The sequence below is a fragment of the Pseudoalteromonas sp. ATL1 genome, from assembly GCF_058933015.1.
The window spans coordinates 3,981,615-3,994,994 of the sequence record NZ_JBZYXL010000001.1; the positions used below are offsets into that span (position 1 = coordinate 3,981,615).

The 13,380-nt window shown below is 46.7% G+C and carries 6 protein-coding genes; 1 reads left to right on the plus strand and 5 read right to left on the minus strand.

All coding sequences use genetic code 11. The annotated features are described in order from the left end of the window. The first annotated feature begins 384 nt into the window (after positions 1-384). The gene (locus AC5FX4_RS17460; RefSeq protein WP_493607586.1) at positions 385-2,526 is read left to right on the plus strand and encodes a S8 family peptidase; all 2,142 of its coding nucleotides are present in this window, start codon (positions 385-387) and stop codon (positions 2,524-2,526) included. Positions 2,527-2,633: 107 nt separating this feature from the next. On the opposite strand, the gene AC5FX4_RS17465 is transcribed toward AC5FX4_RS17460, so the two are convergent. The 5 genes from AC5FX4_RS17465 to AC5FX4_RS17485 form a co-directional block, all read right to left on the minus strand. Then, positions 2,634-3,230 carry a hypothetical protein gene (locus AC5FX4_RS17465; RefSeq protein ID WP_493607587.1) on the minus strand — a complete coding sequence of 199 codons (597 nt, stop codon included), beginning with the start codon at positions 3,228-3,230 and terminating at the stop codon, positions 2,634-2,636. 122 nt (positions 3,231-3,352) lie between these two features. Then, positions 3,353-3,832 carry a hypothetical protein gene (locus AC5FX4_RS17470; protein WP_493607588.1) on the minus strand — a complete coding sequence of 160 codons (480 nt, stop codon included), beginning with the start codon at positions 3,830-3,832 and terminating at the stop codon, positions 3,353-3,355. A gap of 43 nt (positions 3,833-3,875) precedes the next feature. Beyond that, a complete protein-coding gene (locus AC5FX4_RS17475; protein ID WP_493607589.1) occupies positions 3,876-4,457 on the minus strand; it encodes a hypothetical protein in 582 nt (193 codons plus the stop codon). A gap of 27 nt (positions 4,458-4,484) precedes the next feature. Continuing rightward, positions 4,485-8,357 carry a contractile injection system tape measure protein gene (locus AC5FX4_RS17480; RefSeq protein WP_493607590.1) on the minus strand — a complete coding sequence of 1,291 codons (3,873 nt, stop codon included), beginning with the start codon at positions 8,355-8,357 and terminating at the stop codon, positions 4,485-4,487. A gap of 2 nt (positions 8,358-8,359) precedes the next feature. Continuing rightward, a complete protein-coding gene (locus tag AC5FX4_RS17485; RefSeq protein ID WP_493607591.1) occupies positions 8,360-13,372 on the minus strand; it encodes a hypothetical protein in 5,013 nt (1,670 codons plus the stop codon). Positions 13,373-13,380: the final 8 nt, after the last annotated feature.

The window sequence follows — 13,380 nt, forward strand, 5'->3', positions numbered from 1 at the left end:
ATTATACCTAGTTTTTAAGCAGGTTCGTAACCTGGATTATCCATTCTCATTCATAAACACTTTTAGCTAGAAAAATAAAATATCGAACATTTGACGATCAAATGAACATATTTTTACCAAAACAATAAAAAACCGCTTACATTTACAATCATTTACATAACAAAAGACCAATTTATCCTTATGTAAAAAATTAGAGCTATTGCTTTTAAAACAAATAGTTAATGTAATATTTTTGTCATATAGCCATCCACTTATAACAGAATGATTTGTGTTAATAACAAAACGATTCTTTTAAAAAATTAACCATAACTTTACGTTCTGTAACGTCTTTCTTGCAGCGAGTGTAAGTTAGACGATACACACAACAACATGTCAGGGGATATTATGACAACAACAAATCAGTTCAAATTAGGTGCATTGTCTTTAGCAATGACCGCTCTGTTCACGGCAAATAGTGCAATGGCAAACCCAGCGCTTTCAGTGCAAAACATCAACTACGCGCAAACGGCTGTCAAATTACAAGACCAAAGTAAACTAGGCACTCAGTTCATCATCAAGTACAAAAACAATGATCACATGATGATGACTGCGGGGGCTGACGTTTCTCCAGCAGCAATGAATCAACGTGCGCAAAGCTTCGTGCAGGGCTTTGCGAGCAAAAAATCAAACGTCAAAGCGCAATATGTTCGCCCTATGGCGCTCAGCAATCACCACGTTATGCGCGTTGATAGAAAGCTATCAGCAGCAGAAGCTAACTCATTTATGCAAGAGATTGCTGCATCCGGTAACGTTGAGTACATTGAAGTTGACCAAATGCTCAAACCGTTTGCGGTACCAAACGACCCGCGCTACTCAGATCAGTGGCACTACTATGAAGCGAACGGTGGCTTGAACCTACCAACCGCTTGGGATAGCGCAACAGGTGCTGGTGTGACTGTGGCTGTACTTGATACGGGTTATCGTCCACACATCGATTTAAACGCGAATATTTTACCGGGTTACGACATGATCTCTAACCTAGACGTGGCCAATGATGGCGGTTTACGTGATAGCGACGCAAGCGATCCGGGTGATGCCATAACTCGAGGCGAATGTGGTACTGACAGTAACGGCGATCCTTCACCAAGTCGTGATATTGACTCGAGCTGGCACGGTACGCACGTTGCGGGTACTGTGGCGGCCGTTACTAACAACGGTGAAGGTGTTGCGGGTGTGGCGTATGACGCGAAAGTGGTACCGGTACGTGTACTTGGTAAATGTGGTGGTTTAACGTCAGACATTGCTGACGGTATTATTTGGGCGTCAGGTGGTTCTGTATCTGGTGTACCAGCAAACGCGAACCCAGCCGATGTTATCAACATGAGTTTAGGTGGCGGTGGAGCATGTAGCGCGACCACTCAAAATGCGATTAACCAAGCACGTGCAAACGGTACGGTAATTGTTATTGCATCAGGTAACGACAACGATAATGCCAATAACTACAACCCAGGTAACTGTAACGGCGTAGTAAACGTGGCATCAGTAAACCGCAGCGGTGGCCGTGCTTACTACTCAAACTACGGTTCTTCAATCGATGTGGCTGCACCGGGTGGCGCACAGAGCTTTGCTAATGACTCTGAAGGCGTACTGTCTACACATAACTCGGGTAGCACAGGCCCAGTATCAGACAGCTATCACTACTCTCAAGGTACGTCGATGGCAGCACCGCACGTTGCAGGTGTTGCAGCGCTTATCAAGCAAGCTAAGCCGTCTGCTACGCCAGATGAAATTGAAGACATTTTAAAAACGACTACACGTAGCTTCCCAGCAACATGTACAAGCTGTGGTACCGGTATTGTTGATGCGGCAGCGGCTGTTGCAAAAGCAAAAGGCGACATCATTGACCCTGTTGAAGAAGAGCTACTTGATGGCGTGGCAAAAACAGGCCTAGCCGCAGCAAAAGGCAGCCAAACTTACTACTTCATTGATGTACCAGCTGGCGCAAGCAAACTAACCGTTGCTATGAGCGGTGGCACGGGTGACGCGGATATGTACGTTAAAGCAGGTGCTAAACCAACAAGCAATAGCTGGGACTGTCGCCCTTGGGAAGGCGGTAACAACGAAACTTGTACTATCGATAACCCAACAGCAGGCAAATACTGGGTGATGCTTGACGGTTACTCTGCTTACGCACAAGTTAACCTACAAGCCGACATCACAGGTGGCACTAACCCAACTGAGCCTCAACCGGGCGGCGGTACAGAAACAAACCTATCAGCATCAACGGGTCAGTGGCTACATTACACCATTGATGTACCAGCAGGCATGAATAGCTTCACAGTAACAACTTCTAGCGGTTCTGGTGATGCTGACTTATATGTAAAACAAGGCAGCCAGCCAACGTCTTCAAGCTTCGATTGTCGTTCTTGGAATGATGGTAACGCTGAGACTTGTACTTTTACAACGCCTGCTGCTGGTAAATGGCACCTAAGCGTGTATTCATACCGTTCGTTCTCTGGCTTAACATTGGATGCGCAGTACAAGTAATCTGTTTAAAACCGACTACATGCAACATGCTCTAGTTTGAGCGCAAAAAAAATCGGTCACCCCATGGGTGACCGATTTTCTTGTTTTGCCGTCATAGCATTGTGTATTCATTTGTCGCTACCTTGCTTTTTTTGCACACTACTCAACTTGGTGTTGCCATCGGCAACTTTAATATGGGTATCGCCAATACTCAGTTCCGTTTCTTTTTTCATCATATCGGCAAGTTGGGTGTTCATTTCCTTTGTGATATGAAAAAACTCACGAGTTGTTGCTTGAGACTGGTCAAACTGGCGCGCTTTTTCATGAAGTTCCTGATTGTATCGATTTTCATCAAACGCAAATTGCGCCATTTTAATATCCTTTTCAATATGGTATTGCTCAATGCGTTCGCTGCGTTCACCTTCTCTTTCCTTGATTGTGGCATCTTCTTCCTTGGGAACCGACGCCTCTTTGATCACCATGATCAGCGCCATAATCACCGGAGAAATCATCCCTACAACCGCCGTAAAGGCTTCAACTTCAAGGTAATACCCCGACAAACAGGTCACTAGCACCAAGATCACTGTGGTTGGCATCGCCCATTTACCGACTAATACCATCACAATATCTTGTGGCATGATGATGGGCTTATGTTCACAGCGCGGTGGTTTTTTACGGTGCTTTTGAGGCTTAGGCTCGGTGGGGTTATCAAAATTTTTTTTCATCAAAAATACTCCATTGATAGCAAAAATTGAGAGAGGGAAGGAGGAGGCAAGCGCCTCCCATAAGTCAGTCGCTGCATGCATAAAAACAAAACAGGAAAAAGGAGAGAGGTAAGGAAGAAGGTTTAATGAACCCACATAGGCTGATGGCATGACGTTGCGTCACTGCTTTCAGGTTGTGCCGATTGGTTCAACGAGTTCTCTAGATACAGGATGGTTAGGCCCAACCAGGTCGTTAAAGCCGTCACGTCCAGTTGATTAAGATACGCTAAGGTTTGGTCGCAAACTTGACCACTCACGGGTAAAGAAAAGTGTTGCTGTAAATCACTCAGTAGGATGTCGATGTAGCCTTTAAGCGACGCTTTAAACAATAAATTAGCCACGTTTTGATGAACCAGTTCATCACCGCGAAGCTGTATCCAGATCTCCTCGCAATATTGTTTTCTAAATAGCTCGTAAAGTTCGTTTTGCGAAAAGCCGGCGTTTTTCATGGTTTGCCAACAGTTTAACTGCTCTGCCTCAACGGTATAAATATCAGCTTGTTCATGGCTAAACACCATTACTTTTTCAAACGCTTGCGTGTAACTTGCCATCTTAAACCTCATTTTTGGCTTTTTTAGATGACGAGCTACTGGCAAAAACGTGACGTTAAATTCGGCTTAAATTGCCTCTTTTTTGAATAAAAATCAGTGACACAAAATCGCTAATAATGGATGCCAATTCCGAGCCGCTGCTGGTGTGCTCATGCCACTGGGTTCTGCTACTGCCATGCGCTCTAAAATGGCTATAGCCTTCATCATCAAAATACAGCACCTGCACCTGACTAGTAAGCTGAGTTGTTTTATAACGACAGGCTATATAGTGACTGCCTGCTTGCGTAAAAAATACCATTTGGCTGTCATCGGATACCACTGGCGTATCACTTTGCAAGTTGCCACTAAACTTAAAGGCGACTTCATAGATAACGTCAACCACCACACCATTGTCTTCAAGCTGCTCCTTTTTTATGGCGATTTCGCTACCATAACCATGACTGGCAAGCTCGGATTTCACATCGTTGAGTTGTATCAGCACGCTATGGGAAAACAATTCATCAAGATAGCGTTTGCGATAATATTCATTGTGCGTCACCACCGTATCGGCATTGGCTTTCGCATCGGCGTAAAGTTGTGCCCGGTGCTGATGCTCAAGGATCAGCTCATGGGTATTCGCTTCATTATAGGTATGCATAATAATCCTCTGTAAAATAGCTTGCGGTTAAAATCCGTATTTCCATTCAATGTGCAGGAGTGTTTGTTCCAACCAAGGCAATTGCACCATGCCCAATCCCCAAGGGAGCTTTGCCATAAGTACGTCTTGAGGCATGGTTTCTGCGCTAATGTGATAACCCGTATCGGTTTGTTCTACCTGCCCTTCTCGCATGATAAATAAGCGTACAAACTCAGCCACAGGCATCCCTTTGAGTATTTCCCAGCGGCTAATTAAAGCGTGAAGCATGTAATCGGCCGCCGCTTTGCTGTCATCATCCAACTCAATAACTTCCTCAATTTCAATGTCCAAAGGCAAACCAAGTAACGCATTGGCGGTGTGGCTAACTTCAATTAACGGGTCAACATTGGCGATGTAACACAGCAGTGCATGAGCTTGCATAAGCGCAGATTCATCAACAAACATACCCGCTTGCTCATGGTCACTGTCATGCAATAACGAGAGCTTCGAGAACAAGGTTGGTAAGAATGGCCACACAATGACTAAGCCCACATCAAAGGTAACGGGGCTCACTACTTGCTCGTCAAACTGCTGAAGTTGTTCTAGCTGTGCTTTCACTTGCTGCATGGCTTTAGTCACTAAACCTTGCTCGGCTTTGCTTGCGGTTGCTTTATGCAATGTACGCAGCTTATTTCGAGTTTGCGTGACAGCGCTTTGTAACTGCGCTCTATTTTCAGTTGTGATATCAGGCAACGACTGTGCGGCAATGCGCTGTTCAATACTCGCCAATAGCTGCTGTGCTTGTTGCACAGTTTGCACCTGCATTAAAGCGCGTACGAGTCGAGCTGGCTCAGAATGAGTATCAGAACTTACAGGGGGTTGCTGTGCACAGGTTTCATCTTTTACAGCGTGAGTGACTGACACCGCAGCGATTTGCTCAGGAAATACGGCATGCACAGAGTTATTGTCTTGTGCGTTGCTTTGTTCTTTAGAGACAACTTGATCAGAGCGACTGAGCTGAGAAGCTGCTTGCTCTGTTGCCTCAAATTCGTCTATGCGCTGACGCTGGGATAACTTAGTCGCTTGGCTTGCGCTTACCTCTTGTTCATCATGATGTTGATCGCTTGCTTGTGCTTGCCCTACAACCTCATCAAAGCGTTGATCACTTGCCGCTGTAGCTGATGTTTGCTGTTGGCTTCTAGCATGTTCAGCGTGTTGCACCTGAGAATGGTGTTGATCACTTGATTGCACATTTGGGCTTTCAAAATCAAACGCAGGGGTAAGCTGTGCTTGGCGTTGTGCTGTCGTGCTGGTTTCGCTTTTTACAGGCTGTTCTACAAACTCATGCCTAACACCTTCTTGATATGGCTGCGCATTATTATTGGCTTGCGCTCCATAAAGTGCCTGTAATTCCACTGGTAATCCGCTTGAAGTAGCCATACTCGATACGGGCTTATGCGCGTTTTCTTGCTCACTTGGCAATGACACGATGGGCGCAAGCAAAGAGGCTATTAATGCGTGGTTATCACCATCAACTTGCTCACACACGCCATCAAGCAAAGGCTGCAACCAAGCATCTGGACCAGAATAAGCGCGAGCAATCTGTGGCACAGCTTGTGTCATCGTTTTGCTCATGGTTTGCAGTGCTTTGATATGCGCGGCTAACAACTTAACCAGTTTTTCGCCTTGCTCACCCAATGCTGCTTTATTACTTGGCAGTTGGCTCAATTCATGAGTAAACCACGTTTTTTGCGCCGTAATAAAGACATATAAACGACCGATTGCGCCTTGATAACTTAACTGCAACGTGTGGGCCAGTTGGGCGATTTGTTTTACCCGCAGCGCACACTGCCAAACCTGCGCCTGCGTATTTCGTTGTGCAGAACCCTCTGGCAATAACGCCTGTGGTTGCTCAAACCGCTGCTGCATCCCATGCAAGTTTGAATTCAGTTGCTGATATGCAAGTTCAATTTGTTGGCTCAGCGTGTGCTCTAAGTCTCGACCCTCTGCTTGAACCGAGTAAACCGATTGAATTTCATGGTTTTCAATGTGTTCTTTGCTTGATGCCGACTGGCAATAGATCAGCAGCTTGTCTAACACGTTATGTAAGCTGGCCATACTGCTAATGCTATTCACCTGTAGCCAAAAATTGGAGTAGCCCACAATCGGCAAGCTTTTTAGCACCACTTGTGCGCTGAATAAGATGCTTATTTCTTGATGATTGTTGGGCTGCCGTGACTCTTGTTGCGCCTTTTGCAGCGACGCTTGTTGTGCACGCAACCAAATTTTTAATTCGCTTAACACGGTAATAAAACGTTGTGGCGCTATCGCATCTGCAAACACCGAACCTGACTTTTGGTTTACGATTTTTTGTTGTTGCGCGCACCAAGCGCTGACCTTATCCAGCCAACTCGTAACGGCGTGCTCCGTGCTAACATCCGCCTCTTCAGCCAAACTTGGCACAACAAGCAACGATGCGGGCACATCCGGCAATTGAGCGAGCAAGCGATACACCTTCATCAAACTAAAGCGGCTAATAGCATTGCGCGATTTACTCGTCTTTTGTGCCTGCAAACGGGTGATGAGCTGTTCGGTTTGATGCAAAATAGCGTGCGGCGTATTTTGCACCAACCAAGTGTCGCTGATTTCTTTGCTGATCAACGCCAATTGCTTAACAAGCTCTGCAGTCAACAGCGACTGATTTGCTCTCATGGCTTGTAAAGCAAACCATGCTTTGATTTTTTGCTCTAGTAAAGCCTGTGGTTCAACAAGCCGTTGCAACAAGCCTCGTAGCTGAACAAGCGTGTCGCGCAGCAACGCACTTTTGCTACGTCGCCCCAGCTTGTTCGCCACCCGACTCGCGCCCAACAGTTGTTGCGCTGGTAACCGTGATTGGCTAAGCGTTGATGCCGACATGCTGGCCTTTGACGCCAGTGTATGGCTTTCAACCAGCTCTATCGTGAGATCGGTATTTGCGGCGGCATGTGCCACAATGCGCTTTAAATGCGCCACACTGCCTGTGTCTGTTTTACCGCTTTGCACCGCGCACCACATCGCAATGGCTTGTCGATGTTTAGGCCAATTCAAAGCCAAACAAACTTGCTGTAGTAATCGCTCATCAAAATGACGAGTTGCTGCAAACTGTTCATGCACACTCAGCAGCAAATGTCGCTGTTGCTGGTCGCTTGCATGCAATCCTGTCTGACTCCCTGAAGTCTGCTCCAGCCAACTAATGAAGCGCGACACCTGTTTGGGCGATAGCTTAGTGAACAATTGCATTAACCGTGCATGCACATCACTTGGATAAAGCGGGGCTAATAGCTCAAATAGCACCACAGGTTCGTGTCTAAACAGCGTCACGAGCTGGCTACGAAACTTTGCCCAACTCGGGTGATGTTGCAAAACGGCCAGTGCATTTTTCTGTGCTTTGAACGCCTGCGTTATCAGTCGTTTTAGCTCAAGTTTTACAGTGGCTTTGGCTATTTGTGTGGGCGGTTTGTCTGCCAACAAGTAAATAAGCAAACGCTGCACATCAAGGTTCAAATGCGCAATACCTTGGCGTTTAACCGCTTCACTGACCGCATATTGACTTTGCGCGGTGTTGGTTTGTTTTGCCTTTTCTAGGTGCCGCTCAAGCACGTTTTTAAATTGTGGATAGACATACTGCTTGAATGCTGAAAATGGGTCTAGTTGCACATATTGCCAATCGATTTGCGCCAAATCGATATCGATATCCGGCAATTTGAGCGTGTCAATCACAACCTCATAAGACTCAAATTCAGACCAATCCATCTGCGATAAGCCACGCATAATCCACCTAGCAAATTCATTTTCGATATCTGCTAGGCTGGAATCCGTGGCTGCTAGGGTCGATTTAGGGGCCAAAATATTGGCCCCTATTTGTTTAATGGACAGTTTCATAACTAGATATGGTCATGACGCCAAGGCTGCGTACCACACATCACTGGCGCATCTAAGTACAGTGCGTGCCACAAGTAATCGTGATGGGTGTGTCCATCATCAGGGTTATCACAGCCAGAGCTATAAATATGATGACCCACATCACCTTGCGCTCGGTTGTCACGCCAGTAACCTTGTGCCATGAGGCTTTGGCATTTGTAAGCGCCACCGCCGTACACCAAAGCAACATTCGAACGCGCCACCACTTGGCAATCATCACAATAGGCAATACCGCCGCCGTATTCAGCACGACAATTAGCAACATTTATGGTTGACTCAGTCACACCAAATACCCCACCACCTTGACGTGTGGCTGAACAGTTTTTGATGTTGCGAGCCTCAATGCCGCTGACTTCTGCTTCACCGTAGAGCGCACCACCATCGCCATTCACATGATGGTTCTCAATCACACAATTCAGTTTGGCACTTTGTACATAACGTAAGTGGAATGCCCCCCCATTGCCTTCGTACACGCCACCGTTCATCAGCGAGCCATCGAAAGTGAAACCGCGCATTTCGACGCTTTTCACCAGTGCATCACTTTGGCCGTGAATAAGGAAACGACAGCCTGCATACTCTTTAACAATGCGTGTTTCACGCTCGTTAAAGCCGATAATGCTGACGTTAGAGCCAATACGAACCGGTTGCTTCAATTTGTAAGCGCGATTCATTTGTGGATGGCACATGTGTGGTAACAGCAAAATGGTCACATTTGACAATATCTCGCGGCTCATCACTTCATCGAATTCCAACTGGTTTTGTATCAACAACACCTTGTTGTTTTCTGCCAGCGTCCAACAATGCGCATCCACATAGGCTTTTACCGCCGCCTGCGTTGCGAGTGTTTCATCCGACGCCATGTCGCCACCTAGCTCAACATCGCTCGACACACCAGAAATAGCCAGTGTCTCTCCAAGCTGTAGTGACGCAGAGGCCACGGCACCTTGTACCGTGAAATCACCTTCGGCGGTTGCACCTTGTGCTAGGGTTAAACCTTGCTCAACCACCAGCCTATTGCGAACCCGTACATCTCCCGCAACATCCAGTTTATGGCTAGGTGCTTGTGTGCCAATGCCCACCTCACCCATTGATGTGATATGCAATGCATCGGACTCTGCAGTACTGATATTAAGAGGTGCAGCATGTTGGCTTGAATCAATTGAAATTGCATGCTCGCCCACCTCACCCACGATTTGCACCGCTTTGGCGCTCACTTCATGGGCCGTTTGTAGTGAACTTAAAAACGCCACTTGACCATACACAGTTACATCGCTTTTGAAGGTGGCGGCGGGAGAAATGGCCACAAGCGAGTCTGCTTCCAGCCCTTCGACAGTTAAGCCACCTTGCAGCGTTGTGTGCTTGGCAACCACTAAGTTATCACGTAGCAGCGTACGTTTTTGTACTGACAATTCATCGTTCAAACGCACCGACGCTTGGAACGTACTGTCACTGTTCACCTCAACTTGGCGGTTAAATGTCGCGTTGCCTTCCACCGTTAACGTGTCTTTTAACCGGGCATCGTCGTGCACGGTTAAATCGGAGCGTAGTTCCACATCACCGAAAATTTTCGCGCCATCAAAGCACTCTAAGCGACCTGAACCGCGCAACACACCATCTAGCTCAATGTCGCCCCTAAACACCGCGTTGCCGTTAATGTCCAAGGCTTCTTTTGGCGAGTCTGTTTGTACACCCAGCTTGCCATCTTCGATAACAATCGGTTTTTCACCTTGATGGTATACCGCAAAGGCCTTTGCAAAGTGATTTTGATCGATAGCCACCTGCGCAATGCCTGCTGGCATGCCCACAGTTTGTTCATCGATAACGCTGCTAAACGGTAAGCCAAAACGCGCTTCGCCAGCCAGTTCCGCATTGCCATGCACATTAATGTTACTTCTAAAGCTGGCGTACTCATCTACATGCAAACTTTCGTCTACTTCAAGGCGGCCTTTGATCTGCACGTCTTTTCTAAATTGACTATCTTCCGCCACATCGAGGGCATAATCTGGACGCTCAACGCCTAGGCCTAAGCGGCCATCGTTGAACACGAGGCCAACTTGTCCACCTTGCCTTTCAATCAATAGCCCTTGCTTGCCTTGCTCTTGAATATGCACACGCGCACTGGCTGGCTTATCGGATAAATTTAAGTCGCCATCAATATCTACGTGGCTATCAAATTGTGCTTTACCCTCAACTTGCAGCGAATTGCCCTCGAACTGCTTCGCGATTTTAACGCCATCGTTCGCATTTACTCGGCCACTGATGGTCAGGGTGTTATCAATCAAGGTTTGCCCTTCAACCGTCAGCGCTTCATTTAAGTGCGTTTGCCCATTGGTGACCGTTAAACCATTGTGTAGGTCAACTAAATCGGTTACCGATAAAGTACCGTCCAACGTGGTGTTGCCCGTTACCGTTAAAGCATCTTTGGCAAACTCAGCCGTGTTGTTGGTCACACTAATAGTGAGTCCATCTTCAATTGTTGTCGCGCCATGCACGTCCAAGTCATTGTTTAGGTGTGTATCGCCGTCCACATGCAAGGCCACATCATCACCGTCGATGTACACATTACCTGTGATATGCGCTTGTCCAGTCAGCGCAAAGTTTACATCAGCCTCAGGCAGTGCTTGGTTAATCGCTAGCTGCCCCGCAGCAACATGTGTTGCCTTGCTTTTTTGTAGATCGCTAATGCTTAATGCCGCGGCATCTGTGTGCTGTGTCACCTGAACTTGTGATTCACCAATATAGATGAGCTGTTTTTCGTCTTCGTTATAAGCCGAAAAACTGCCTATTACCTTATGACTGCCCCAAAACGCACTCTCACCAAACACTTGAAATGGCGTTGCAAAATCAGCTTGCCCAACTGTGACCATCATGTCTTTAACACTAAACAAACAATTGTCATCGTAAGTGATATTCACATCATCCAAGATCTCAACTGGGCCCGTTAACAGGGCTTCACAATCCACGTGGAATGGCTTTAATGGCTCAGATGCAAATATACCGAGTTTGTCAGCCTTTGTGGTGATGATTGGCTTAATACCTTGGCCATCAAAATAGCTGACATCAAGGCCGGTATTATTGGTTAAATTACTGAGTACCGCCAATTTGGCACTGGGTTGCCAGTTCGACATATCAACAGGTGAAGCGATATGAACGCCTTTGTTTACTTTGGCCTGTTCAAGTTGTGCGTGGTAAGTCACATTCAACTCAGGTGAGGTGATTTTTCCTTCCACATTAACGGGCACAGCCATTGCAGCAGAACCCACTTGCACACCTTGTTTTTTCACGCGCAGCAGCGTGTGATCTTCATAGTCTTTAACGAGCAGCGCAGACTCATCTTCCCCACCCGTTTTTACCGCGACTTTAGCGTGCAGCGACTCACCTAAATCACCAATATTTACCCCTTGGTTGATATAGGCACTTTGCGCTTTGAGTGCCGTTTGGGTAGAAATCATTTCACTGGCGTGAATATCTTTGAACTGGGCACGTTCTTTTACCGTCATGGTGGTATTGATGAGCGCGCCTGTCGCACTGTCTTGTTCTGATACGTCTTGCTGTGTATCACCCACCCATAATTTTTGCGATGTGGTTTTTTGCGTCACCGTTGCATTACCATTAACGGTTAGCGCATTGGTGGTTGTTTGGCCTGCATTTAAGCTGCTCGCAACTGAAGCAGTGTCAGTGGCTAAATGATTTTGAGCAGTCAAATTACTGGCTGTGGTATCACCATCAACGTGTAAGTTATCTTTAATATTTGTTTGTTGATATAGAGTAACTTTTGACTCGCCTTGCATTGGCGCATCAGTCACTTTTACAAACGTAGCCGAGTCTGTCGAAACCTTAAATAATGCCGAGTCGGTATCGCCCAACACATCTAACTTGGCATCTCCATTGGTTTTACCTAAAGCTAATTTTCCATCAACCGATAAACACCCCGCTTCACTTGGCAATTCGTCAGAGCCAATTGAAACCGACTCAGAAACGCTCACGTTGCCTTGGAAATAACTCTTGTCTTGCGCATTCAATTGCACATAGTGGCTATCGGATAATTCTCCGATAAGCGCGGTGCCATCAACCTGAAAGTCGGCTTGAATATCAGTCGTGCCAACGCCCACCTTGCCTTCAGAGTCGATGTAAAACGGCGTGCTATCGTTGTTGTGATCATCAACACGTAACAAGGCGTCCATATCACTGCTGGTTTTAGAAATGTGTAATTTAGCTTGCGAGCTTTGCGCATCAATGCCAATACCCAAGCCATCGCGGGCTTCTAAATGCTGGGTAAATACCCCGTTGCGACCGGTTAGTTTATCGTTAAGGACTGTCTCCCCGTCAACGGTTAGTGTACTGATATGGGTTTCTGCCAAAGAAGCCGTCTCAGAGACATTCAAATTGGCCGCCTCTACGGTATCGATGACATTCAGTGAGCCTTCAATACCTGCATCACCAAACACACTCACTCGAGGCTGATCATTGCCATCAAGTTCCGCGCGCATCACATCAAGCTCACCACGAGATACCGACAGAGCCTGTGTCTGTACTTGCGCTGTACTCAATTGTGCATTCGCAATCACGTTATCGGCTTGCAGTGTATCGGCTACGGTGACTTTTTTATCGCTATTGGACACGGTTAATACATCATCAAATACCACCATGGTGTCGCCATCGACGTTCAGCGTGTTTGCGCCGCCTTGCGTCATATTCAATTGCGACGGTGTAAGGCGCAATTGCTCATTAGCCTGCTCATCCGTTCGAACCGACACTGCGGAGCTAACTTCAATTTCAGTTTGTCCGTCTTGTTCAACCACCTTGATGGGATCATCCACTTGGTTGAAGCTTGAGCGGATCATCGCTTCAAAGTCATCACCGGTTGGGCTTTTTAAATCATCAAACTTCTCAATTAGCGTTTGACGGCCTTCTTTTTCGACCAAAGTGGTCGCTTGTGCAGATAGCGTAGCTTCTTGCTCATTTATTGTGTTCATGAGTTATT